Origin of the sequence: Nocardiopsis suaedae (assembly GCF_027706745.1) — a bacterium.
GTDB lineage: Bacteria > Actinomycetota > Actinomycetes > Streptosporangiales > Streptosporangiaceae > Nocardiopsis_A > Nocardiopsis_A suaedae.
The window spans coordinates 51,958-76,764 of the sequence record NZ_JAQFWP010000030.1 but is presented as its reverse complement, the minus strand read 5'-3'; the positions used below and the strand labels follow the sequence as shown (position 1 = coordinate 76,764).

The window sequence follows — 24,807 nt, the reverse complement described above, 5'->3', positions numbered from 1 at the left end:
CCCCCCCGCCGCGGGCGGACGTCGCCGAACTCGCGGGAGCGGCCCCCGCGGTCCCGGCCGCGGCCGCCGCCCGAGCGGTGCTCGGTCGAGGGCATCTGCCCGGTGTTGCGGGAGGTGCCGCGCTCGGGCGGGGGAGCCGCCGGGGCGGCGGCGGGGGACACGGGGATGGGCACCAGGCGCGGAACGTCGGCCAGCGCCTCGGCCAGCTCGCGCGGGCTGCCCACCGGCCCGGGCCCGACCGGGGCCTGGAACGCCGAGCGCCCGACCAGCTCGTCGAAGCGCGGCGGGACGCCGTTGGCGACCAGCGCGGGGCGCCGCGGCACCCCGTCGACCAGCGGCGCCGGGGGCAGCTCGACCCGGCCGGGGCCGGGCCAGTGCCCGGTGAGCGCCGCGTACAGCAGGCGGCCCAGGCCCTGGGCGTCCTCGCGGGCCGGGTGCTCGGCGGCGATGCCGCGCTGTGCGGCGTCGACCCCGATGCCGGTCAGCTTGACCGCCCCGCCGACGCTCCAGATGAGCTTGTCGGGGGTGAGGTTGAGGTGGAACAGGCCGGTGGCGTTGGCCGTGGCCAGGGTCTCGGCGGCCTCGGCGACCAGGCCGGCGGCGCGCTCGGGCTGCAGCGGCCCCTGCTTGAGCAGGTCGGTCAAGGACTGGCCGACGACCCATTCCTCGACCACGTAGGGGGTGGGTCCCGCGTCGTCGGCGTCGAACACCTGGGTGACGCGGGAATCGGCGATGCGGCTGGTGGCGCGGGCGGCGCGGACGGCGTCCGCGGTTCGCGGGAAGCCCTCCGTGAAGGTCCACACGGCGACGAGGCGGGCGAGCGTCTCGTCGGTGGCCTTCCAGAAGGAGGCGCCTTCGGTCTGGCTCACCAGTTCGTCAAGGCGGTAGCGGCCTGCGAGCCGCGCGCCCGGCTCGATCATGGAAGTGCTCATGCCGGGAGTGACGGACACGACGACCGGGGGGCCAGCGGGACGGGCGCGAGGGGGCGCCATGGTGCCGTCATCGCTGGGGCCGGCCATGTCGGCGGTCCCTGACCTCCCTTCGGGCAGCTCGGAGATTCACGGGTGGGGCGGAGGAGAACTGCTGTTCCATGCTAGGACGCCTGGGCGGTGTCCTCGGAGGACAAGTACACCGCACCTGCGACACTCGGTCCTCCCAACTGCGACTACGCACCGTCATCCGGTCCGGGTGATCAGCGACGGAGTAGGCGGGTTCGTACCATACCGAAGAATGTTGTGACTTCCGTCACCCCCAGCCGGGGAGCGACGAGGACGAAGAGCAGGATTCCCACGAGGCCGCCGACCAGGACGCCCGAAACGGCGGGCAGATACGTGCCGGGAAGCAGCCCGAAGGTGAGGACCATCGCGATCCCGAAGACGGCGCTGGGCACCGACGCGGCGTACAGCCGCACCAGCGTGCCCAGGGTGCGCCGACCGTCCAGGCCGTTGAGCCTGCGCGCCAGCATGCGCCATGCCAGCACCGAACCCACGATGTAGTACATGCCGTAGGCCAGGGGAAGCAGCACCACAATGAGATGCGGCGGGGCGGTGAACAGAAGGAGGATCGCCAGGGTCGCATGGGCCAGTTCGGCCGGGATCGCGATCAGCGCCGGGGTACGGGTGTCGCCCAGCGCGTAGAACACCCGCTGCTGGAGCTGGAACAGGGTGAACGGCACCAGCATCGAGGCGAACGCGGTGAGGATCATGCCGACGCCGCGGGCGTCGTCCACCGACATGCTGCCGCGCGCGTACAGCACCACGCAGAAGGGCACCGCGAAGACCACCATCGCCACCGAGATCGGCACGATCAGCACCGAGGACAGCCGGAAGCCCAGGGAGAAGTCGCGCCGCACCAGGTCCTTGCGGCCGTCGGCGACGTGCCCGCTCATCCGCGGGAGCAGTGCGGTGATCACCGAGACCGCGATGATCGCGTAGGGGAGCTGGTAGATGAGCGAGGCGTACTGGTAGGCGGCGTAGCCCGCGCCGGCCGCCGAGCCCCCCGCCTCGGCCGCCCGCACCCCGGCCCGGGTGGCCACGTTGACGGTGACGAGCATCCCGGCCTGCACCACGCCGATGTAGAGCATCATCCACCCGGCGGTGCGCACCGCCTCGCCCAGGCCCGACCCGCGCAGGTCCAGCCGGGGCCGCCAGCGGAACCCGGCCCGCCACAGCGTCCACACCAGCACCGCCATCTGCACGAACTGCGCGGCGGCGGTGCCCGCCCCCAGGATCGTCAGGTCCGAGCGCGAGATCGTCTCGGGGCTGTTGCCCGGCCCGGCCACCCACAGGAACATCAGCCCGGCCGCGATGATCACCAGGTTGTGCAGGATGGGCGCCCACATCGGGGCGGCGAAGTGGTTGCGCGCGTTCAGCATCGAGCTGGCGATGCCGCTGGCCCCGATGAAGAAGATCTGCGCGAGCAGGAAGCGGGCCAGGTAGACGGCCACCTCGTGCTGGGCGCCGCTGAAGTCGCCCGCGTACAGCCGGATCAGCCACTCGGCGGCGAGGATGGCCACCAGCGAGATGATGAACAGCGCCAGCAGCATGGCGGTGAACAGCCGCTGCTCGGTGGCCCGGCCCCCGTCGGCGTCGGACCTGCGCCGCTTGACCAGGAACGGCACGAACACGCTGGCGAGCAGGCCGCCGATGAGCAGGTCGTAGACGGCGAAAGGGACCGAGTTGGCGGTCTGGTAGGCGTCGCCCAGCAGCTGGGTGCCCAGCGCCGAAGCGAGCACCACGGTGCGCCCGAAGCCGGTGATGCGGGAGACGACGGTGCCCACCGCCATGACCGCGCTGGAGCGCATCAGGTCGCCCGGGGCGGAGTGCGCCGCCCCGCCGATCTCGTCGCCCTCCTCGCCGGCGCGGTCCGCGGTGCCCAGGTCGCCGATGGACGAGGGGTCGCGGTCGGTGGTCAGGCCGGGCTCGGGGGCGCCTTCGGGCTCGTCCCGTTCGAGGGTGTCGAGCACCTCGTCGGGCATGAGGAGCCGGTGGTGGTCGGGGTCCTCGCGGTTGGACTGGTGGTTGGCCACGGGGCTGCAATCTGGTCGGGGAGGGGATCCGGTGTCCGGCCGCGCCTGGAAGGGGAGGCGGAGGGGCCCATCGGCCCGATGGAGGGGAGGCCCCGAGGATACGGGGCCGGGCCGGTGGCACGCGCCACCGGGGGCGCCCGCGGCCGGACCCGGTCATCGGCCGGTCCGCCCCTGGCCCCCCGGGGGTGCGCCGGGGGACGCCTCAGGTCACTAGCGGCCCAGCTTGGAACGCACCAGACCGACCGCGGACCGCAGCTCCTCGATCCGCAGCAGCCGCGCCGCCGCGAAGAACAGCCCCATCCCCAGCAGTGTGCCGACCAGCGGCGCGCCCAGGTTGGTCGCCAGGCCGTCGCCGAACTGCCGGGTGAACAGCCACAGCACGCCCAGGGCGGCCGCGACCGCCGGGACCGCGGCCAGGAACAGCCGCACCAGCGTGCCCAGGATGCGCCGCCCGTCGAGCCCGCCGAGGCGGGCGCTGAGCACCGCCCCGGCGATGACCAGCCCGGAGACGAAGGAGAGCATGAACCCGGCGGCCACTCCGACCACCACCAGGTTCGGCGGCAGCAGCAGGTACGCGCACACGGCCAGGGTCCCGTGCACCGCCACGTTCGCGATGCTGATCATGGCCGGGGTGCGGGTGTCGCTCATCGCGTAGAACACCCGCAGCATCAGCTGGAAGACGGTGAAGGGCACCAGGCCCAGCGACATGACCGCCAGCACCACGCCGATGTTCTGCGCGTCGGCCACGGAGGTGGAGCCGCGGGCGAACACCAGCACCGACAGCTGCACGGAGTACACCGCCATCGCCAGCGAGAGCGGGACCAGTACCAGCGCAGACACCCGCAGGGTGCGCGAGAAGCCCTCGCGGACCTCGGACCACAGCCCGTCGTGGGCCTGGGCGCTCATCCGCGGCAGCAGCACGGTGATCAGCGAGACCGCGATGATCGCGTAGGGCAGCTGGAAGAGCTGGTAGGCGTAGTTGTAGGCGGTGAGGCCGGCGCCGACGCCGTAGCCCTCCTGCACGCTCTGGCTGCCCGCCCGGTTGGCGATGTTGGTGGTGATCAGGAACCCGGCCTGGGTGGTGAGGGTGTAGAGGAACATCCACCCGGCGGTGTGCAGCGCCTCGCCCAGGCCCGACCCGCGCAGGTCCAGCCGGGGCCGCCAGCGGAACCCGGCCCGCCACAGCGAGACGACCAGGGCGACCGTCTGCGCCGCCATCCCGCAGGCGGTGCCCAGGCCCAGCAGGGTGAGCTCGCCCGAGGTGACGTTCTCCGGGGTGCGGCCGGGCAGCGCCACCCAGATGAAGGCGAGCCCGACCGTGATGATCACCAGGTTGTTCAGCACCGGAGCCCACACCGGCGCGCCGAACTTGTCGCGGGTGTTGAGCATCGCGCTGATCAGGCCGCTCAGGCCGACGAAGAAGATCTGCGCGAGCAGGAAGCGCGCCAGGTAGACGGCGACGTCCATCTGCGCCCCGACGAACCCGCCGGCGTACAGCTCCAGGATCCAGCGCGCGGAGGCGATGGCCGCGGCCGTCACCACCAGCAGCAGCACGACGGCCGCGGTGAACAGCCGGTCCTCGGTGGCCTTTCCGCCGTCGGCGTCGCTCTTGCGGCGCTTGACCAGGAAGGGGATGATCACGCTCGCCATCAGGCCCTGGATGAGCAGGTCGTTGATGATGAACGGGATCGTGTTGGCGGTGTTGTAGGCGTCGCCGAGGAGCTGGGTGCCCAGCGCGGCGGCCAGCACGATGGTGCGGCCGAACCCGGTGATGCGGGAGGCCATGGTGCCGACCGCCATGACGGCGCTGGAGCGCATGGCCCCGCCCGGGGACCCGGAGGACGCGGAGCCGCCGGAGCCGCCGGATGCCCCGGTGTCGTCGGGGCCGTCCGGCCCCTCAGGGGAGCGTCCGGCGTCGTCGCGTCCCTCGGCGGTGTCCGTTGCCACCGGATCGGCCCCCTTCACTGGTCGCCCTTGCGGTCCGGCCCGCCGTCGGCGGGGGCTTCGTCGGCGGGGGCGTCGTCCGAGGCGCCGGTGGTGCTCCGGGCGTCCTCGCCGTCGTCGGAAGCGCCGCTCTCCGTGCGCTCCCCGCCGTCGTCCTTCTCGTCCTGCCCGGCCTGCCCGTCCCGGGGGCCGCCGTCCCCGGCGTCGGAACCGGGGGCATCGTCGGCCGCCTCGGCCGCTCCGTCCGCCTCGCCGCCGCCCTCGGGCGCGTCCCCGCCCCGGGCGGACCCGTCACCGGACGCGCCCTCGGCCCCGCCGTCCCCGTCCCCCGGGTCCGCGGCGCCGACCGCTCCCGCGGAGGCCGCGGAGCCTTCGGCGCCGCCGTCACCCCCGCCGTCGGCGGGTGCCTCCCCGAGGGCGGCGGCGCGCTTGCGCGCCCACTTGCGCAGCGCTCGCGGGGTGAGGGCGGCGACCAGCACCAATGCGCCGATCCCGCTGATGATCATCGCCTGGTAGCCCAAGCCCGACGCGTTGACCGGGGTGATGGTCTCTTCGGAGGAGATCGGTTCGCCCTGGGTGTTCTGCAGGCTCAGGTACAGCATCGTGCGGCCGTTGATGCGCGCCTCCAACGGCACGTACACCGTGGTCTTCTGGCCGGGGCCGATCTCCATCTCGTCCTGGTAGTCGTCGACCTTCATCCGCTCGGGGTTCTCGGAGAACATCGACAGCTTGACCCGGACCGTCTCATCGTCGCCCTGCAGGTCGTTGGCGATGATGACGCCGATGGTGCCGGTCTTGCTCGCCAGCGTCACCGGCTCGGTCGGCACGATGCGCACGCTCGCCAGGCCGTTGCGCACCGACGCGCCGATGAGCCCGAGCGAGCGGGCGGCGCGCGACTCCTCCTCGCGCCAGGCGGCCGACTCGGCGCGCAGCACCGCGGGGCGGTACGGGTCGGCGTCGTCCTCCACCAGGATGCTGTTGAACAGGCGCACGGTGCCGCGGATCCCGTCGACGCGCTCCATGTGCTCCTTGCCGAGGCGGGTCTCGGCGGTGGCGTCTCCCCCGGCGGGGCCGCGGCGCTCGCTCTCACCACCGGGCGGCTCGACGTCGGACAGCGCGACCGCGCTCAGCCACGGCAGGTCCTCGGAGGCCTCCAGCACCCCCGAGGCGAACTCCGTGCCCGGGTTCCAGGTGGTGGGCGGCATCGCCACCAGGGTGCGGTCCTCGCCGGTGTGCTCGCCGCCGATCATGGCGGTCTCGGCGATGAAGCGCTGCTGTGCCAGCGCGGCCTCCCCGTGCGCCCGGCTGGGCCGGCCCAGCGCCTCGGTGAGGCCGGGGTCGACGACGATCCCGGTGGCCTCCCCGCCGCCCGCCTCCAGCGGGGCGGCGGCCGAGGGGGTGTGCTCGACCCACGGCTGGGGGGGCAGCGCGGTTTCGGACAGCAGGAAGGTCTCGGCGCCCTGGTCCGCGTAGTAGTCGAGGGTGGCGGTGTCCACCAGGCCGCCGGGGGGCAGCGCGTACGCCGGGTCGGCCTCGCGGCCGAGGGTCCGCTGCAGCGTGTCGCCGCCCAGCCGCACGGCCGCGTTCAGGTCGTCCTCCAGCCCCGCTTCCAGGAGCGCGGGGACGTCCGGGTCGGCGTAGGGGGTGGCGACCAGGGGCGCGTCCTGGAGCGCGGCCGCGGTCCGGTCGAGCCAGACGCGGGCGCCGGGGTCGGCCTCGACGGTGCGCACCGGCAGGGTCTCCCCCTCGCCGGGGACGTCGGTGTCCTCCAGGACGTTGTAGGAGCCGGAGGCCAGCCGCTCCACGTCGGCCAGCAGGCCCGGGTCGACGGCCCAGGTCACCGGTGTGCGGTCGGCCTCCTCGCCGTCGCCGCCGCCGTCCTCGTCCCCGTCGCCGCTCTCGTCGTCGGCGCTCGCCGAGGGCGACGGCGAGGCGGGCTCCGGGGGCGCCGTCCCCTCCTCGGAATCGGGGTCCAGGTCCAGGTCGGGGTCCTGCGCCCCCGCCGCGAGCAGGCGGCCGAGCCGCCCCTCCGGGCCGACGCTGGCCGCCAGGTCGCTGCTGAGGAAGGTGTCGTCGTCGGTGCGGCGGGGGTAGTCCATGAGCGGCCACACCCACGCGATGTCGACGGGGGAGGGGGCGCCGTCGGCCCCCTCGTAGGCGATGAAGGTGCGCACCGTCGCCAGGTGCTCCTCCCCGCCGGCGAGGGCCTCCACCGCCACGGGGTAGGCCCCGAACCCGTCCAGCTTCAGATCCGAGGCGTCGGCCTCGATGCTGAACGCGGCCGTCTGGCCCGGCTCCAGGGGGCCGTCCACGGCGGCCTCCGGCCCGTAGGCGGGGGTGCGCTGGTCGGCCGGCCCCTCGGCGGAGGCGAAGTCGCCGAGCCGCGAGCGGTCCTGGAAGGGGTAGCCGGAGTAGCGCATGCGGACGGAGACGTCCTCCAGGGCGCCGCCGGTGGTGTTGGTGACCTCGCCCTCGATCCGCACGGTGCTGTCGGGGCCGACCGCCGCGGGGCCGATCTCCTCGACGACGAGCGGGTCCTGCCCGTCGCGCTCGGACGGTGCCGAGGGGGCCTGCGCAGGGTTGAACGCGGCCAGGGACGGGAGCAGGACCGCGGTCGTGGCCACGACCGCGCCCAGATGAGCAAATCGACGCACGCCAGAAGGTTTCCAGTCGGGATTGACGGTGGCCAGCGGGGAAGCCGCGCTTGGTGGACGCCGTGGCCCGTAAGCATGCGCCACCGCGGCGGGGAGCAGAGCGGTCGCGCTATCGGTCCAGACGATACCCCCTCAAGGGGCCCGCCCGAAGTAGCGCCCGGGCGCGTACGCGCGGGATCCTCCGATTCGCACCTCCCGGGCGGGCGACCTACCCTCTGTTGATGTGTCGAACACTGCGCTCCCTGGCCGGACCGGTCAGAACCCGCCCGCCGAGCCGACCGCCGACCGGCGGGAGGCCGTCGCCCGCCTGTTCTCCACCGTCGATGAGTCCGTGGCCGAACTCGGCGAGAGGTTCGCGGCGGCCGGGTACGAACTGGCCCTGGTCGGCGGCCCGGTCCGGGACGCGCTGCTCGGCCGCGAGGTGCACGACCTCGACCTGACCACCGACGCGGTGCCGCAGCGCATCCTCGAACTGGTCGACGGCTGGGCCGACGCGGTGTGGACCGTGGGCATCGACTTCGGCACGGTGGGGCTGCGCCGGAAGGGCGTGCAGCTGGAGATCACCACCTACCGCAGCGAGTCGTACTCGCCCAAGTCGCGCAAGCCCGAGGTCGACTACGGCACCTCGCTCAGCGAGGACCTGGTGCGGCGCGACTTCACCGTCAACGCGATGGCGGTGCGCCTGCCCTCCCGGGAGTTCGCCGACCCGTTCGGCGGCCTGGACGACCTGCGGGCCGGGCGGCTGCGCACCCCCGGGCTGCCGGAGGACTCCTTCAGCGACGACCCGCTGCGCATCATGCGCGGCGTGCGGTTCGCCGCCCAGCTCGGGTTCGAACTGGCGCCCGAGGTGCGCGAGGCGGCCTCGGCCATGGCCGACCGGCTCAAGATCGTCTCGGCGGAGCGGATCCGCGACGAGCTGACCAAGCTGATGGTCAGCCCGGCCCCGCGGCTCGGCGTGGAGCTCATGGTGGACCTGGGGCTCGCCCCCTACGTGCTGCCGGAGGTCCCCAAGATGCGCTTGGAGATCGACGAGCACCACCGGCACAAGGACGTCTACGAGCACTCGCTGACCGTCCTGGACCAGGCGATCGACCTGGAGCGGAGCCGGGGCATGGAGCCGGACCTGGTGCTGCGCCTGGCGGCGCTGCTGCACGATGTCGGCAAGCCCAAGACCCGCGCGTTCGAGTCCGGCGGCCGGGTGACCTTCCACCACCACGAGGTGGTGGGGGCGTCGATGAGCAAGAGCCGCCTGAGCGCGCTGCGCTTCTCCAAGGACGTGGTGAACGACGTCAGCAAGCTGGTGGCGCTGCACCTGCGGTTCCACGGCTACGGCAAGGGGGAGTGGACCGACTCGGCGGTGCGGCGCTATGCCCGCGACGCCGGGCACCTCCTGGAGCGTCTGCACGTGTTGACCCGTGCCGACTGCACCACCCGCAACCGCCGCAAGGCGGCGGCGCTGGCACGGGCCTACGACGACATCGAGCGGCGCATCGACCGGCTCGCCGAAGAGGAGGAGCTGAACAGCATCCGCCCCGACCTCGACGGCAACGAGATCCAGGGGGTTCTGGGCATCAAGCCGGGGCCGCTGGTGGGCAAGGCGTACCGGTACATGCTGGAGCTGCGCCTGGAGAACGGGCCCATGGAGAAGGAGGCCGCCGAGGCCGCCCTCCGGGAATGGGCGCGTGAACAGGGCATCACCGAGGAGTCCTGAGCCGGCGCCGGGAAGCCGGAGAAGCACTCAAGCCCCATGGGGACATGTCCCCATGGGGCTTTGTCGTCTTCCGGTCGTGCCGACATCTCGTCTTCTCGGCGTCTCGACCTGCGTCGTGGGCACGGAGAGCGGCCGGGGCGGCGAAAACCCGTTGACGCGGAGGCGTCCATGGCCGATCATCGTCGCGGTCGGGCGGGACGCATGCCGTCCCGCTTCGGGAGGTCCCCGGACGGCCGACGGAAGGAGAGTGCGTGCTGATTCGCGGGCGCTGACGCGCCGCCCCTGCTCGGGCGGCTCTGTGTCGAGTACGCCTTCGAGAAGGGAGCACGCACCATGACCCATGTATGTCCGCGCACTGAGGGGACCCGCGCGAAGGGCCGGGGCACCGACTCCGGCATCGTCGTCGCCGAAGCCGTAAAGCGCTATGTCGACCGCGTCGTGCTGGACCGGGTCTCGTTCACGGTCCGCCCTGGTGAGCGCGTCGGCGTCATCGGGGAGAACGGGTCGGGCAAGTCCACTCTGCTACGGCTGCTGTCCGGACGCGAAGAGCCCGACGCCGGGGCCGTGGAGGTCCGCGCCCAGGGCGGCGTGGGGTACCTGTCCCAACTGTTGGACCTTCCGCCGCGGGCGACGGTCGCCCAGGCGATCGACCACGCCCTCGCCGACCTCCGCAGGTTGGAGCGGCGCATCCGCTCCATGGGGAACGCGCTCACCTTGCCCGACGGCACGGCCGATGCGGAGGCCATGGAGGAGTACGCCCGGCTCGTCGAAGAGTTCGAGGCGCGGGACGGCTACGGTGCCGACGCGCGCGTCGACACCGCCCTCGCCGCGCTGGGACTACCCGGCCTCGACAAGGGGAGGGGGCTCGGCACGCTCTCCGGAGGCCAGCGGTCCCGCCTGGCCCTCGCCGGGGTGCTCGCGGCCGACCCGGAGGTGCTGCTGCTGGACGAGCCCACGAACGACCTCGACGACGGGGCGGTCGCGTGGCTGGAAGAGCGCCTGCGGAGGCACCGGGGCACGGTCGTCGCGGTCACCCATGACCGCGCGTTCCTGGACCGCGTCACCACGGCGATCCTGGAGGTCGACCCCGATCAGCGCCGGGTTCGGCGGTACGGCGACGGGTACACCGGTTACCTGCACGCCAAAGCGGCCGAGCGGGAGCGGTGGGCACGGGAGCACGAGGAGTGGAGGCACGAGGTGGCGCGCCAGCGGTCACTGGTGGCGTCCAACGCCTTCCGGATGGACGCGATCCCCCGGAAGCAGGTCAAGGCCGCCTTCGGGCACGGCGCGTTCAAGCTCCGTTCGCGCGACCACGGTGCGGCGAGCCGCATCCGGATGGCGCAGGGGCGCTTGGAGCGGCTGACGGCCGCCCCGGTCCCGCCGCCGCCCGAGCCGCTGCACTTCGCCGCGCCGCTTTCCCGTCCACAGGGTGTGGACACCGATTCGCCGACCTCACTCGCGGTGGAGATCGCGGACCTCGCCGTCCACGGCCGTCTGCGGTTGGACGGGCTGCGCCTGCCCAAGGGCAGCCGCCTGCTCGTCACGGGGGCGAACGGGACGGGCAAGACCACGCTGCTGCGGGTGCTGGCCGGGGAGCTCGCGCCTGACGAGGGACGGGTCCGCGTCCATGGGCGGGTCGGCCACCTGCGCCAGCAGGTCGGCGAGGGCATCCGGGACGCCTCGGACTCCTTCATCCCTCTGCTCCACGCCTTCGCCGACGGGCTTCCGGGTCACCCCGACGACCACGCGTCGGACCTGCTGGCCCTGGGCCTGTTCCGCAAGGAGGACCTGCGCCGCCCGGTCGGGGTGCTGTCGGTGGGCCAGCGGCGGAGACTGGAGCTGGCACGGCTGGTGACCCGGCCGACCGACCTGCTGCTCCTGGACGAGCCCACCAACCACCTGTCGCCGCTCTTGGTAGAGGAGATGCAGAACGCCCTCACCGCCTACGAGGGAACCGTGGTGGTCACCACCCACGACCGCCGCCTCCGCGCGGCGTTCGATGGGACGGAACGGCACCTGGAGCCGGTGCGGGAGGGCTGAGGACAGGGCTTCGCGGCACCATCGACGCGGAGCCCTGTCGCCATGCCGTTCTCCCGCCTTCGCGACCTGTCGCCTTCACGACATGTCGACGCCGTGAAGAGAGGAGAACGCGGAAGGCGGCTCACATATCGGGACGTTGCGGCGGTCCGCCACCATTGGTCCATGTCCTCTTCAGCGCATCGGCCGCCGGCGGGCTCTGAGCGGCCGAACGACCCGTCCGAAGCCGGATCCCGTGTGCGCGGCCCCTACGTGAGGCGCGGGGGCGGCGGCGAATTCGTCACCGCCGCCGCTCTGCTGGTCGTCATTGCCGTGATCGTGTGCGGCCTGGGCTACGACACCGTCCGCGCACTCCGGACGGAGGGGGTCGGCGCCCTGTGGTCCGACGGCTACGTCTTGTACCGGGTGCTCGCCCTGGGGGCGCTCGTCGGCCTGCTGTTCGCCTTCCAGCGGATGCCGCGCGGCTGGGCCCGCTGGTCGCGCTGGACCCGCTGGACCGTCGACGTCCTGCCTGGAGGCCTCGGCATCACCGAGGAGCGGGGGTGGAGGTCGCCCGATGGACGGGCTCATGTCCCCTGGGACGCCGTGCGGGCGATCAGCGCGCGCAAGGTGTACTACCTCGAGCCGGACGGGAAGTCGGGCGGGGAGGCCGGGGTCATGCGCCCGGTGCTGGACGTGTACCTCCGCCGGGACGTGCCCGGCTTGCCTGACGCGGCGTGGGTCGAGCGGATCGCGCCCGACAAGGTCGACGTGGCCGAGGCGGCCGCGGACGCGTCCGCATCGGAAGACGGCCGCGTGCTGCGGGTGCGGCTGGGCGGAGAGGGCGCCGAGTTCGAGAAGGCGGTCCGGGCGCTCACTCCGCTCATCTGCTCGGTCCGCCCCGACCTCTTCCCCTCCGGCCTCGACCAGGCCGATCAGTGGTTCGTTCCGGAGTACGACCACAGTGCACCGGGCTCCGCCGTGCCCGCCTCCGCGCCGTCAGGGGAGCAGAGGGAGCCACGGGAACGGCGGCCGCTCTCCGGCGCACCGGTCTTCGTCGACCATCGGCGCCCGCTTCTGGACGTGCTGGTGCGGATCGCTCTATGGGGCGCCGTGTTCGCCGGCTCGACCTTCCTCGCGTCCAACCCGTTCGGCTGGGGACCGGTCCTGGCCGGTCTGCTGAGTCTCCCCCTTCTCGGGGCGGTGCTCTTCAGCGCGGCGGTCTTGGTCGGCACCCTGTTGACGCTCCCGCGCGACACCGCGCCCGTCGGCGTGCGTGTAGGAGAGGACGGGATCGCTTTCATCCGGAAGAGGACCATGCGGCTGCGGACCACCGTAACGACAGAGGTGCCCTGGGAGCGGGTTCAGGCCGTCGTCGCCCGCGAGGCCCGCTACCGGGGCGCCTCCGGCCAGAAGGTGATCGACATCTTCCTCAAGGGGGAGGACCGACTGGGCATCGAGGGCGTCCCGGGGGTGGGCCTTCGGCTCATCGCGTCAGTGCAGGAGCGGCCGGACTCGTCCGCCATGGCGCGCCTGGTCGACTTCCCTGCGTCACGCCTGAGGATTGGTGCTCCGGTCGTCGAGGAGGCCGACCTCCGCTCCCAGATGTACGCCCTTGACGACGAGTCCCTCCGGCCCGAGCGCGCGCCAAGGTCCCACCTGCGCGCCGCCCTGCTCGGCTTCCGCCCGGACCTGTGCCACGGATTCCGCACCCCGCCACCGGAGTGACCACCGGAGCGAGCGCGGAGGCGCGCTCCGGTGGTCACGCCGGTGGCCACGGGGTCAGAACACCTGCCGCGAGGAGGGGAAGGATCGCGGAACCCCCGATGAGGGTGGCGGCGCCGAGGGTCGTACAGACAGCGCGCGCCCGGTCCCTGACGGCGTCGGCGATGCGGTGGCGCAGGAGCGGGCGACGCATCTTTGCGCGGAAGCGGTCGTCGGCGTGGGCGGGCCAGTGGTCGCCGGGCCGCATACGCCCGAGGGACTGGGCCCGCAGGCGGGCGATGAAATCCCGTTGCTCCTTGGGGAGTGGGAAGTCCTCGCTGGTCAGGTGCGGCGGAAACATCGGTCGCAGTTCCGGTCGGGGAGCGGGGGCGGGTGGCCGCGACGGGGCTCCCCAGGCGTTGGAGCCGGTCGCGATGATCTCGGGTCGGACGGCGGCGAGGCGCCGGACCAGGTGGGCGAGCTCGGCATTCTGCGCGGCATCGAGGCCACGGGCATCGGTGTGACGGGACGGAGCGTGGCAGACGGTGGTCGTCATCGGAGTCACCTCGTTCAGGGGTCGTGGAGGCCGGTGTGCGGCCGGGGAGTGGCTGGGCGGGCGCCGCCCCCTCCCGGTGCGGCGCCCGCCGGGGGAGCCGTGCGCGTAGGTGGTGGTTCAGCGCGCGGCGAGTCTGGCGTGTGCGATGGCGGCGGCGAGGAGGTCGGCGCAGCGGGTGCAGGTGCGGGCGTGCTGCTCGATGGCCCAGGCGCGGGTCTCGACCTCGGGACGTACTTCGTGGAGCGGGGCGCAGAAGTACTCGGTGACGTCGATGGCGATCGCGCAGCGCGACGGGAGCGGGGCGCAGAAGACGGCGTTGATGAGCGGGGGCTCGACACCCCGCCCACTCCGGAAGAAGAGCCACCCGCGCCCGGAGTAGTCGTCGCGCAGCGACGGGCAGGGGTGGCGATCGATCAGCATGGTGCACCCCAAATAGGACATAGAGATTGTTTTCACTGTGACTCGCACCTACATGTAGTCATCAGGTAGCTCTATGATGATGCGCAAGCATCGTCTTCGCAAGCGCTATTATGAAATCAACAGATTCCAAGATCGCCCTAGACTGAGGCCATGCCGACACGCCGTTCCGTACACAGCCCCACCGTCCGGCTGCGGCGCCTCGCCGCAGAGATGCGGCGCGCTCGGCTGGCAGCCGACTACACACAGCTCGGTGACGCGGCCAAGGCCCTCGGTTGGTCAGGTCCCAAGCTCAGCAGGATCGAAGACGCCAAGACACGCTTCATCAAGCCGGATGACATCGATCATCTGTGCGACCTCTACGAGATCAAGGACCGCGAAGCTCGTGAGGCCCTGCACGCCCTTGCAAGGCAGGCCCGCGAACGGGGCTGGTGGTCCGAGTACAAGGACGTCTTCGGAGACAACGTGCTCCCGGACTTCGAGACCGAGGCGTCCATGATCAGGACCTACGAGGGACTCGTGATCCCGGGGTTGCTTCAGACTGCCGAGTACACCGAGGCCGTGTTCCGCGGCGGGCAGGCGCACCCGGACGACGTGGTCGAACGCCATGTCGCAGCACGTCTGGAGCGACAGCAGATCCTCAATCGGCACAAGCCGCCGCACTTCTCTGCGGTCATCGATGAGGCCGCCATCCGGCGACGCGTCCGCGAGTCCGGCGTCATGCATGACCAGCTTCAGCACCTGGTGAACATGGCCACGCGGCACAACATCGACATTCAGGTCTTGCCGTTCAACGCCGGACCTCACGCCGCAACGGCCGGAAGCTTTGCGATCATGGACTTTCCGAGTGAGATCGACCCTTCGATCGTGTACACAGAGACAGCGACCGGGCACGTCATTAGCGAAGGCGATGAAGCCATCACGAGGTACGTCTCGATATTCGGACACGCCCAGGCCGCAGCTCTACGCGCGTCCGAGTCGGTCGCCTTCATCCATCAGCTATTGGCTCAAGAGAGTGACCACCCATGAGCGAGACCAGCCAGCGCCCGCTGCTCTTCCGCAAGAGCAGCTACAGCGCCAACACCGCGAACTGCGTCGAGGTCGCCGAGGTCGCCGCGACTCATGGCGTCGCCGTGCGGGACTCCAAGAACCCGGGCGGACACATCTCGTTCACGTCCGCCGAGTGGCACGCCTTCGTCAGTGACCTGAAGTCCGACAAGCTCTAGGCAGGCAACAGCAGCGGCCCTCGGGAGTTCTCCGGGGGCCGACGCATGTCCCGTGTAGCCCCCATGCTCAACCGGGGAAGGACCTTCCAGGAGCCCTTGCGATGGGAGGAGCCCCCATGTCCATCCCCCACATCTGGCACACCTCCAGCTATTCCCCCAACGGCTCCAACTGCGTGGAAGTTCGGGAGCGCGCGCGCGGCGCGGACATCCGTGACACCAGGCACAGAGCCGCCGGGCATCTCTCGTTCTCCCCGGACGAGTGGCGCTACTTCCTCCGCGACCTCAAACGCGACCGCTTCTAAGGCTCAGGACCGGTCAGGCGACCTCGTGGGCCTTGTCCGCCTCCGTCGAGCTTCGCTTGCGTGACCTGGCCGAACGCAGGGTCCAGGCTCCGGCCATCGCGACGTATGCGGCCGCCATCGCCAGGATCACGGGAACGCTCTCCCCGGACGGCGGGACCGTGGCGGCCGCGAAGCCTGCCGCGGCGACGAACGCGGCGTTGAACAGCATGTCGTAGACCGAGAACACGCGTCCCCGATACGCATCGTCGACATAGCGCTGAACCAACGTGTCGACGGTGACCTTCACCCCCTGGGACACCACCCCCAGCCCGAAGGCAGCCACAGGGAACAGGGCGGGGGACAAGGGAAGCCCGAAGACCACCAGCACCACCGCGCCGAAGGCGAGCAGCCCCGCGATCCACGTCGACGGCGCCATCCGCGCCGTCGCCCACGGGGTGGCCACCGCGCCGATCAGGAACCCGACCGCTGACGCCGCCAGCGCGACGCTGAACCCGGCCAGCCCGGCCACGCCCCCATCCGTGAACGTGTTGTTGTACAGCAGCAGCGTCATCAGCGTGGAGATGCCGAACACGAACCGGTGCCCGGCGATGGTCGCCAGCCCGTCGCGGGCGGGCAGGCGACCCCAGATGTGCCGGGCGCCGTCGACCAGCCCGGACACCGTCCCGCGCAGCGCCGCGCGCACACGCGTCGGCTCCTCCTCCAGGTCCGGCCCCAGCTCGCGTCGGCCCAGCGTGAGGGACACCGCCCCGGCGACGGCGAACATCACCCCGGCCGCCGCCAGCACCGCCGCCGTCCCCCCGGGGCCGTCCCCGGCGGGGATGCGCAGCCCCGCCCCGGCGGCGGCGCCCAGGAAGCTCGCCGCGGTCCCGCAGGTCGGTGTCACCGCGTTGGCCATCATCAGCCGGTCCCGGGCCACCACGTGCGGCAGCGCCGCCGACAGCCCGGCCAGGAGGAACCGGTTGACGCTGAGCAGGACCAGCGCCGCGAGCAGGAACGGCGCCCCGTCGGCGCCCACCGCCACCAGCACCGCCGTGCCGCCTCCGAGCGCCGCCTTGGCTAGGGCCGACACCAGCAGCACCTGGCGGCGCGACCAGCGGTCGATGAACACCCCGGCGAACGGCCCGACCACCGAGAACGGCAGGAGCAGTACGGCGAACGCCGCCGCGACCTCGGCGGCGGTGGTGTGCTGCTCGGGGCTGAAGAACACGTACCCGGCCAGCCCGGCCTGGTACATCCCGTCGGCGAACTGCGAGACGACGCGGGTCGCGAAGAGGCGGCGGAAGCGGTCCCCGCGCAGCACGGTCCGCAGATCACCGAAGAAGGACATCCGCCAAGGGTACGGCGCGCGGACGCGGGGAGACGGCGAAGGGGCCGCCTTGCCGGGCGGCCCCTTCGGCTGTGCGGGGGGCGTGTCGCGGTAGCGCCGTATCGACGCGTCGGCTTGTCGATACGGCGCCACATCGGTGAGGCGATCAGGGGACTCGGCGCCATGGTGACGGGGCGCCGGATCGACGCATGGACACGTCCTCCCATGGACGCATCACCATGGGGACGAGTCGACAAGGCGCCGAGTCGCCCCGGCCGCGCATTCGATGATCTCGGGGGAGTCGGGCTAAAGATGTCCGGTTCAACCCCGGGTTCCCCGAGATCAACGGGGATGGGGTCCTAGCGGTCGGCCTCGCCTGCGATGAACCGCTCGACGCGGTCGTGCGCCTCGCTGTCGCTGTACTGTTCCGGCGGGGACTTCATGAAGTAGGAGGAGGCCGACAGGATCGGCCCGCCGATGCCCCGGTCCTTGGCGATCTTGGCGGCGCGGATCGCGTCGATGATGATCCCCGCGGAGTTGGGGGAGTCCCACACCTCCAGCTTGTACTCCAGGTTCAGCGGGACGTCGCCGAACGCGCGCCCCTCCAGCCGGATGTAGGCCATCTTGCGGTCGTCCAGCCACGGCACGTGGTCCGACGGGCCGATGTGCACCGCGCCCGCGTTCAGCTCGTGCGGGATCTGCGAGGTGACCGACTGGGTCTTGGAGGTCTTCTTGGACTCCAGGCGCTCGCGCTCGAGCATGTTCTTGAAGTCCATGTTGCCGCCGAAGTTGAGCTGGTAGGTGCGGTCGACGACGACGCCGCGGTCCTCGAACAGCTTCGACATCACCCGGTGCGTGATGGTGGCGCCCACCTGGGACTTGATGTCGTCGCCCACGATCGGCACGCCCGCGGCCTCGAACTTGGCCGCCCACTCCGGGTCGGAGGCGATGAACACCGGCAGCGCGTTGACGAAGGCCACCCCGGCGTCCAGCGCGCACTGGGCGTAGAACCGGTCGGCCTCCTCCGAGCCCACCGGCAGGTAGCTGACCAGAACGTCGGCCTTGGCGGCCTTGAGGGCGGCGACCACGTCGACGGCGTCCTCGGTGGACTCCTCGATGGTCTCCCGGTAGTAGCGGCCCAGGCCGTCGAACGTGGGGCCGCGCTGGACGGTCACGCCGGTCGGCGGCACGTCGCAGATCTTGATGGTGTTGTTCTCGCTCGCCGAGATGGCGTCCGACAGGTCGTGGCCCACCTTCTTGGCGTCCACGTCGAAGGCCGCGACGAACTCGACGTCCCGCACGTGGTACGGCCCGAACTCGACGTGCATGAGGCCGGGGACCCGGGTCTGCGGGTCGGCGTCCCGGTAGTAGTGGACGCCTTGGACGAGCGACGCCGCACAGTTGCCGACGCCCACGACGGCTACGCGTACCGAACCCATTGGTCCTTGCTCCTTCTGATCCGTTGACGTGGAATGCGCGGCGCCCTCAGGGCGCCCCGCGGTGCGGCCCGGGGCCGCCTCACCGCCGGCGCCCGCCCGGGGGCGCGGTGCCCCGAGGCGGGGCGGGGGCGCCGATGCCGCCACCGGCGCCCCCGTCCCGCCCGGCGCACCACCGCTCCCGTTCGATCAGGCCGTCGAGCCAGTCCACCTCGCGCTGGACGGTCTCGGCGCGGTGCCGGTGCAGTTCATAGGTGTAGGGGTCGCCCCGTTCGGAGAGGGCCGCCATCCGGTCGTGCAGCCCCTGCAGCCGCTGCAGCATCCGGTCCCGGCGCCCGCCGAGGATGCGGAGCCGGACGTCGGAGCCGAGGCGGCCGAAGAGGGTGAAGCGCACACCGAAGCAGTCGTCGTCGTTCGCCGCCGGGGTGCTCTCGGCGAGCAGGCCGTCCAGGGCGGCCCGGCCCTGGTCGGTGAGGCGGTAGACGATGCGCGACCGCTTGCCCCGGGCGGACTCCCGCGGCTGGGCGGCCGCCACGAGCCCGTGCTCCAGCAGCTCCCTCAGGCAGGGGTAGAGCGAGCCGTAGGAGAACGCCCGGAAGGCGCCCAGCTCCCGGTTGAGGCGCTTGCGCAGCTCGTAGCCGTGCATGGGGGCCTCGGACAGGTGGCCGAGGACGGCGAGGTCCAGGACCCGCGCCCTGCGCGTGCTCACCGCCGCACCTCCTTCGGCCGATTCCCGTCGTCTCCCGCACGGCCGCTCCGCCGCGCACTGACGACAGCTTCGGCGGCGCCCGTTCTGTTCCCGGCGTCCCCCGCCGGGAGTGGAACGTGAACATACACGTGCTTTATGCGCGTATGACTATATCCAGTCGATATAGGTCCCTCGGTGCTCGGTGGGCGGTACGAGGTCTACCCGCCGAGGTGACGTAGTATTTCCGCGACCGTTTCTCTACCAGAACGAGATGTCGGCCCTATGTGAGGCGTCCCCCGCCGACTGTGAGCGCCGCGCGGCGGAGACAGGCCCCTCCTCCTGCCTCCCGCGGGCGAGTGAGGATGCTTGTGAACAAGGGACGTCAGGAGGCGCGGGCCGCGGCCGCGGGGCAACGCACCCCCACGTGGCGCCGCGTCCTGCACTGGGTACTGATGACGCTCTCCGCCCTTGTCGTGGCGGGGGCCGCGGCCTTCACGGTCGCCTATGCGCTCACGCCCGAGCCGTCGGAGCTCCAGCCCCAGGGCGACGCCGCCGTGTCCGCCTCGGAGATCCACTACGCCGACGGCTCCAAGGCGACGAGCACCGGCACCGTCAACCGCACCAAGGTGAGCAGGGACCAGATCCCCGACACCGTCATCAACGGCGTGCTGGGCGCCGAACAGCGCAACTTCTATAAGACGCCGGGCGTCTCCATCTCCGGGACCACGCGGGCCGTGCTCAGCGGCGGCGAGGCCGGCGGCGGGTCCACCATCACGCAGCAGATGGCCCGCAACTACTACGACGGCCTCTCCCAGGAGCGCACCTACACGCGCAAGATCAAGGAGATCTTCATCTCCCTGAAGGTCGCGCGGCGGCAGAGCCCGGACGAGATCATCACCCAGTACCTGAACACCGTGTACTTCGGCCGCAACGCCTACGGTGTCGAAGCCGCTGCGCAGGCCTACTTCGGCAAGGACGTCGAGGACCTCGACCAGGCCGAGGGCGCCTTCATCGGCGCGCTCATCCAGCGCCCCAGCGACTTCACCGACCCCGAGCCCGGGTCGCAGGCCGAGAAGGACCTGCACGCGCGCTGGCAGTACGCGGTCGACGGCGCCGTGAAGGCGCACGAGGTCGACCCCGAGCACGGCATCACCCAGGAGGAGGCCGACTCCCTGGAGTTCCCCGAGACGATCGCCTGGGAGCCGGGTGCGTCGTCCTCCGAACCCTCCGAGGGCTACATCCGCGACGCCGTCGTCAAGGAGCTCCAGAACCGGTACGACCTGACCGACCAGCAGATCGCCACCGGCGGCTACGAGGTCCAGACCTCCCTGGACAAGGACCTCATGGAGGCCGCGGGGGACGCCTTCACCGAGACCCTGGGCGAGGTGCCCGAGGGGACCGTCGAAGGCCTCGCCGCGGTGGAGCCGCAGACCGGAGAGATCAAGGCCTTCCACGGCGGCAGCGACCCGGTCAACGACACCGACAACTCCCTGGTGCAGCGCGCGCAGGCCGGGTCGGCGTTCAAGCCCTACGCCCTGGCGGCCGGGCTGGAGGACGGCAAGAGCCTCAACAGCGTCTACGACGGCAGCTCGCCCCAGTCCTTCCCCGGGCTGACCGCGCCGGTGCGCAACGACTCCGGGAAGAGCTATGGGCCCGTCAGCCTGCTGGAGGCGACGGAGAACTCGGTCAATACCGCCTACGTGGGGCTGACCGTCGACGTCGGCGCGCAGAAGGTGCAGGACGCCGCCAAGGCGGCGGGCATTCCCGAGAAGCAGTTCGAGACCGCCGGGCTCGGCCCGAACATCGCACTGGGCACCTACCAGGTGACCGCGCTCGACCAGGCGTCCGGGTTCGCGACCTTCGCCAACGGCGGCGTGCACATGCCCCGCCACATGGTCACCGGCGTCGAGGGCGCCGAGGGCGAGCTCACCCCCGAGGACGCCGGGAAGCTGGAGACCGGGACGCGCGCCTTCGGCGAGGGCGTCGCGGCCGACGCCACCTACGCCATGGAGCAGGTCGTGGACGGAGGGACCGGGTCCTCGGCGGCACTGCCCGACGGCCGCCCCGCGGCCGGCAAGACCGGCACGACCGACAGCGCCAAGGCGACCTGGTTCGTGGGCTACACACCGCAGCTCTCGGTGGCGGTCGGCATGAGCAGGGCCGACGGCCAACCCCTGGAACTGCCCGGCATCGGCGCGGTCTACGGCGGCACCACCTCCGCACTGGTCTGGAAGGACTTCATGGAGACGGCCATGGAGGGCCGGCCGGTGCGGGAGTTCCCCGAGCCGGTGTGGGGCGGCGGAGGCGGCCAGGACACGCCCGTACAGCCGCAGGAGCCCCAGCGGACCCAGCAGGACACGCCGACCCGCGAGCCGCAGGACACGCCCACCGATGAGCCGACGGATGAGCCGACCTCCGACGGAGGGGGCGACGACGGGGGCGACGACGGTGACGGCACGGAGTCGCCCGACGCCGGGGACGGCGGTGACGGGGGCACCGGAGGCGGCGACGGCGGCACCGACGACGGCGGCGGCGACGGAGGAGACTCGGGGACCGGCGGTGGCGACGGCGGCACCGGCGGTGGCGGCGGATCGGACGGTGGCTCGGAGGGCGGCGGCGGAGGAGGCGCATCACTCCTCGACTCCGGGACGTGATGACCGACCGGTCCGGGTGTTGCCTGGATCACTTTCGCAAAGCGCGGGCGCCGCCCGCGCTTTGCCTTTTCTTTACCGCGGTTGCCCTGCGCAGACGGGGGTCGGCGGGCTCTTCCGGTGCGGGTCCCTCCCCGGCAGGGCGGCCACGGAGTACGCTGCGTGCCGAGCCCCTGAGTTGTCCGTACCGTGACCCGCTCAGGGGCGTCGCAGGGTAACCTCGCGGCTCGGGTTGTGCTATATGGCACCGTGCCCTTAGCGTGGCGCCTGCTTTACCCGGGGCGGCGCGGAGGCGCACCGGCACGAGGTGCGCCCGCGGTCCGAGACCGTCCCCAGTGAGGTCCAGCGACAGGAGGAAGCCGAGGACCACGTATTCCGGTCGACCGGAAAACCCCGCCCCAGGGCGGCGCGTCCCCTTAACGGACGCCGCCCCCTTGGGCGCGACCGACCGGAACCGTATCCCCCATGGGGCGACCGAGCGCCCCGCTCCTACCCGAGTCGTCAGGCCGTACGGCCGTAGATCAGCAATCGAGGACGCGTGAGTACCGAAAGACGACGTAACGCCGGCGGCGGCCGTCGGCGGGCCTCGGGCCCGTCCGGTGACGCGCCGCGGGGAAGCGGCGGCAGGCGCCGGGCCGCCGGCCCGGCCGCGGACGAACGCGCCGTCGGGCGCCGCCGGGACGACGACGGCGGCGACAGCGGCTTCTGGGACGACGAGCGGCCGCGAGGCCGCCCCGAGGGCGCGCGCTCGGAGGGGCCGCGCTCCGGCGGCCGGCGCCGCCCGCAGCAGGACGACCGCGGACGCGCCCACGGGGCCCGCTCCGGGGGCGCCCGGCGCTCCGGCAGCGGCGGCGGGGGAGGCGGTCGGCGCCGCCCGCCCGCGAACGGTGAGCACGACGACCGCGGGCCCATCCGCCGCTTCTGGTCCAAGGCGTGGAAGCCCATGGTGATCACCGCCGGTGTGCTCTTCATCGGCGGGGTCGTCGCGTTCTTCATCGCCTTCGCCCTCACCCCTGGGCCCGGGGACATGAAGGCCCAGTCCGAGGCCACGCAGAAGGCCACGGTCATCTCCTACGCGGGCAAGGAGGGCGAACCCGGCGAGGAGATCGTCACCACCGGTGACATCAACCGTCAGCCGGTCACCTACGACGAGATCCCCGACTCCGTCATCAACGGCGTCCTCGGCACCGAGCAGCGCACCTTCCCCAGCGACGGCGGAATCTCGATCACCGGCACCATGCGGGCCGTGCTCAGCGGCGGCTCCGCCGGCGGCGGGTCGACCATCACGCAGCAGATGGCCCGCAACTACTACGACACCCTCACGCGCGACCAGACCATCACGCGTAAGGCCAAAGAGATCATGATCTCCATCAAGCTGGGCCAGCAGCTTGACAAGGAGCAGATCGTCGAGCAGTACCTGAACACCATCTACTTCGGCCGCGGCGCCTACGGTGTGCAGGCCGCAGCGCAGGCCTACTTCGGCAAGGACGTTCAGGACCTCGACCAGGCCGAGGGCGCCTTCATCGGCGCGATCATCCAGCAGCCGGGCAACTTCGAGAACTACCAGGCCGACCCCAAGATCGAGGAGATCCTCAAGGAGCGCTGGAGGGACGACTCGGTCAACGGCATGGTCCTGATGAACCAGGACTACCCCGACTACGGCATCACCCAGGCCGAGGCCGACAAGCTGGAGTTCCCCGAGACGGTCCCGTACTCGCCCGGGGAGGACCTGACCGAGGGCCACAAGGGCTACGTCCGCGACGCGGTCATGAAGGAGCTGGAGCAGCGGTACGGACTGACGGCCCAGCAGATCGCCACCGGCGGGTACCGGGTCACCACCTCCCTCGACGCCAAGCTGATGAACAAGGCGGACAAGGTCTTCGGCGAGGTCCTGCCCGAGGGCATGCCGGAGGACACCAACTACGCCCTGACCTCCGTCGACCCCGCCACCGGCGAGATCAAGGCGTTCCGCGGCGGAACCGACTTCACCCAGGACGCCAACAACTCCCTCACCGAGCGCGCCCAGGCCGGTTCGGCGTTCAAGCCCTACGTGCTCGCCACCGGCCTCGGCCAGGGCATCAGCCTGGAGAGCGAGTTCGACGGCTCCTCCCCGCAGAAGTTCGAGGGCATCGAAGGCGAGATCCAGAACGACAGCAACCGCGACTGGGGCGTCGTCAACCTGACGGAGTCCACCAAGCACTCGGTGAACACCGCGTTCGTCCAGCTCGCCATCGACGTGACCCCCCCGGCCGTCGTGGAGACCGCCAAGGCCGCGGGCATCGCCGAGAAGCAGTTCGAGACCGCGGACATGGGCCCGAACATCGCGCTGGGCACCTACCAGGTGACCGCGAAGGACCAGGCCACCGGTTACGCGACCTTCGCCAACGGCGGCGTGCACATCCCCGCGCACATGATCACCAAGGTGGAGAAGCCCAACGCGGAGGGGGACTACGTCGAGCTCGAGCCCAACGACGCCGACCAGCTGGAGAAGGGTGAGCGCGCCTTCAGCGCGGACGTCGCGGCCGACGCCACCTACGCCATGCAGCAGGTCGTCTCGCCCGACGGCGGCGGCAAGAACGCCATGCTCTCCGACGGCCGGCCTGTGGCGGGCAAGACCGGTACCTCCAACGACGCCAAGTCGGCCTGGTTCGCCGGGTACACCCCGCAGCTGGCCACCGCGGTCGGGCTGTTCCGCGACGGCGGGAAGCAGATCCAGATCCCGGGCGAGGCGGACGTCTACGGTGGTACGACGTCGGCGAAGGTGTGGAAGGAGTTCATGGACACGGCGATGGAGGGCAAGCCGGTGAAGCAGTTCCCGGCCCCCGCCAACGTCGGCACCAAGCAGGACTCCCTCCCGGCCACCCCGACGCCGTCGCAGCAGCCCACGGAGCAGCCCACGGAGCAGCCGACCGAGCAGCCCACGGAGCAGCCCACGGAGCAGCCCACGGAGCAGCCGACCGGACAGCCGTCGACGCCTCCCGGCGGCGGTGAGTGCCCGTGGTGGGAGCCGAACTGCGATGACGACGGGTCCGGGGGCGGCGACGACCAGTCACCCGGCCCCGGCAACCCCGACAACCCCGGGGGCGGTCCCGACAACCCCGGCGGCGGTGACGACGACGGAGGACTCATCGGGCGGCGCTTCGAATAGCCGCCCGCGCCGCCCCGCCC

The 24,807-nt window shown here is 71.9% G+C and carries 17 protein-coding genes; 8 read left to right on the top strand and 9 right to left on the bottom strand.

The genetic code is table 11. From position 1 onward, the window contains the following. The 4 genes from O4U47_RS16825 to O4U47_RS16810 form a co-directional block, all read right to left on the bottom strand. Positions 1-932: protein kinase family protein (locus O4U47_RS16825; protein ID WP_270678818.1), on the bottom strand; the 932-nt coding region annotated here is incomplete at its 3' end. A 260-nt stretch (positions 933-1,192) separates the two neighbouring features. Beyond that, on the bottom strand, positions 1,193-2,977 hold the full coding sequence (gene murJ, locus O4U47_RS16820) for a murein biosynthesis integral membrane protein MurJ (protein ID WP_270678822.1): 1,785 nt from the start codon (positions 2,975-2,977) through the stop codon (positions 1,193-1,195). Between the two features lie 261 nt (positions 2,978-3,238). Continuing rightward, complete coding sequence (murJ, locus tag O4U47_RS16815; protein ID WP_408638984.1) at positions 3,239-4,993, bottom strand: murein biosynthesis integral membrane protein MurJ; 1,755 nt, start codon at positions 4,991-4,993, stop codon at positions 3,239-3,241. Beyond that, positions 4,990-7,626: a DUF6049 family protein gene (locus O4U47_RS16810; RefSeq protein WP_270678816.1), complete on the bottom strand. Its 2,637-nt coding sequence runs from the start codon at positions 7,624-7,626 to the stop codon at positions 4,990-4,992. The genes murJ (O4U47_RS16815) and O4U47_RS16810 overlap by 4 nt, the downstream gene beginning before the upstream one ends. Positions 7,627-7,849: 223 nt before the next feature. Between O4U47_RS16810 and O4U47_RS16805 the strand changes: the two genes are divergently transcribed. The 3 genes from O4U47_RS16805 to O4U47_RS16795 all read left to right on the top strand — a co-directional run bounded on the left by O4U47_RS16805 (position 7,850) and on the right by O4U47_RS16795 (position 13,081). Further along, on the top strand, positions 7,850-9,337 hold the full coding sequence (locus tag O4U47_RS16805; RefSeq protein WP_270678815.1) for a CCA tRNA nucleotidyltransferase: 1,488 nt from the start codon (positions 7,850-7,852) through the stop codon (positions 9,335-9,337). Between the two features lie 333 nt (positions 9,338-9,670). Continuing rightward, positions 9,671-11,377 (top strand): ribosomal protection-like ABC-F family protein, encoded by a 1,707-nt coding sequence (gene abc-f / locus O4U47_RS16800; RefSeq protein ID WP_270678814.1) that lies wholly within the window; start codon positions 9,671-9,673, stop codon positions 11,375-11,377. 234 nt (positions 11,378-11,611) lie between these two features. After that, entirely contained in the window at positions 11,612-13,081 is a 1,470-nt protein-coding gene (locus O4U47_RS16795; RefSeq protein ID WP_270678813.1) for a hypothetical protein, read from the top strand. A gap of 34 nt (positions 13,082-13,115) precedes the next feature. Here O4U47_RS16795 and O4U47_RS16790 read toward each other — a convergent pair whose 3' ends face one another. Continuing rightward, the gene (locus O4U47_RS16790) at positions 13,116-13,613 is read right to left on the bottom strand and encodes a hypothetical protein (protein WP_270678812.1); all 498 of its coding nucleotides are present in this window, start codon (positions 13,611-13,613) and stop codon (positions 13,116-13,118) included. Between the two features lie 117 nt (positions 13,614-13,730). Next, positions 13,731-14,033, bottom strand: coding sequence for a hypothetical protein (locus O4U47_RS16785; RefSeq protein WP_270678811.1), 303 nt, complete (start codon positions 14,031-14,033; stop codon positions 13,731-13,733). A 150-nt stretch (positions 14,034-14,183) separates the two neighbouring features. Here O4U47_RS16785 and O4U47_RS16780 point away from each other — a divergent pair, with 150 nt between their 5' ends. From O4U47_RS16780 to O4U47_RS16770, 3 genes are all read left to right on the top strand, one after another. Next, entirely contained in the window at positions 14,184-15,059 is an 876-nt protein-coding gene (locus O4U47_RS16780; RefSeq protein ID WP_270678810.1) for a helix-turn-helix domain-containing protein, read from the top strand. Further along, positions 15,056-15,256, top strand: a complete 201-nt coding sequence (locus O4U47_RS16775) for a DUF397 domain-containing protein (protein ID WP_270678809.1) — start codon at positions 15,056-15,058, stop codon at positions 15,254-15,256. Before O4U47_RS16780 ends, O4U47_RS16775 begins: the two co-directional genes overlap by 4 nt. Before the next feature lie 116 nt (positions 15,257-15,372). Next, positions 15,373-15,558 (top strand): DUF397 domain-containing protein, encoded by a 186-nt coding sequence (locus tag O4U47_RS16770; RefSeq protein ID WP_270678808.1) that lies wholly within the window; start codon positions 15,373-15,375, stop codon positions 15,556-15,558. Positions 15,559-15,571: 13 nt separating this feature from the next. On the opposite strand, the gene O4U47_RS16765 is transcribed toward O4U47_RS16770, so the two are convergent. From O4U47_RS16765 to O4U47_RS16755, 3 genes are all read right to left on the bottom strand, one after another. Continuing rightward, positions 15,572-16,885, bottom strand: coding sequence for an MFS transporter (locus tag O4U47_RS16765; protein WP_270678807.1), 1,314 nt, complete (start codon positions 16,883-16,885; stop codon positions 15,572-15,574). 338 nt (positions 16,886-17,223) lie between these two features. After that, positions 17,224-18,303 carry an inositol-3-phosphate synthase gene (locus O4U47_RS16760; RefSeq protein WP_270678806.1) on the bottom strand — a complete coding sequence of 360 codons (1,080 nt, stop codon included), beginning with the start codon at positions 18,301-18,303 and terminating at the stop codon, positions 17,224-17,226. Positions 18,304-18,382: 79 nt separating this feature from the next. Further along, positions 18,383-19,009 (bottom strand): PadR family transcriptional regulator, encoded by a 627-nt coding sequence (locus O4U47_RS16755; protein WP_270678805.1) that lies wholly within the window; start codon positions 19,007-19,009, stop codon positions 18,383-18,385. A gap of 347 nt (positions 19,010-19,356) precedes the next feature. Here O4U47_RS16755 and O4U47_RS16750 point away from each other — a divergent pair, with 347 nt between their 5' ends. After that, complete coding sequence (locus O4U47_RS16750) at positions 19,357-21,642, top strand: transglycosylase domain-containing protein (protein WP_270678804.1); 2,286 nt, start codon at positions 19,357-19,359, stop codon at positions 21,640-21,642. A 535-nt stretch (positions 21,643-22,177) separates the two neighbouring features. Continuing rightward, positions 22,178-24,787 carry a transglycosylase domain-containing protein gene (locus tag O4U47_RS16745; RefSeq protein ID WP_270678803.1) on the top strand — a complete coding sequence of 870 codons (2,610 nt, stop codon included), beginning with the start codon at positions 22,178-22,180 and terminating at the stop codon, positions 24,785-24,787. Positions 24,788-24,807: the final 20 nt, after the last annotated feature.

Bases quoted from the DNA above. Each gene is read 5' to 3' on its own strand.
- murJ (WP_270678822.1), bottom strand. From the start codon at position 2,977: ATGCCCGACGAGGTGCTCGACACCCTCGAACGGGACGAGCCCGAAGGC.
- abc-f (WP_270678814.1), top strand. From the start codon at position 9,671: ATGACCCATGTATGTCCGCGCACTGAGGGGACCCGCGCGAAGGGCCGG.
- O4U47_RS16790 (WP_270678812.1), bottom strand. From the start codon at position 13,613: ATGACGACCACCGTCTGCCACGCTCCGTCCCGTCACACCGATGCCCGT.
- O4U47_RS16785 (WP_270678811.1), bottom strand. From the start codon at position 14,033: ATGCTGATCGATCGCCACCCCTGCCCGTCGCTGCGCGACGACTACTCC.
- O4U47_RS16780 (WP_270678810.1), top strand. From the start codon at position 14,184: ATGCCGACACGCCGTTCCGTACACAGCCCCACCGTCCGGCTGCGGCGC.
- O4U47_RS16775 (WP_270678809.1), top strand. From the start codon at position 15,056: ATGAGCGAGACCAGCCAGCGCCCGCTGCTCTTCCGCAAGAGCAGCTAC.
- O4U47_RS16770 (WP_270678808.1), top strand. From the start codon at position 15,373: ATGTCCATCCCCCACATCTGGCACACCTCCAGCTATTCCCCCAACGGC.
- O4U47_RS16765 (WP_270678807.1), bottom strand. From the start codon at position 16,885: ATGTCCTTCTTCGGTGATCTGCGGACCGTGCTGCGCGGGGACCGCTTC.
- O4U47_RS16760 (WP_270678806.1), bottom strand. From the start codon at position 18,303: ATGGGTTCGGTACGCGTAGCCGTCGTGGGCGTCGGCAACTGTGCGGCG.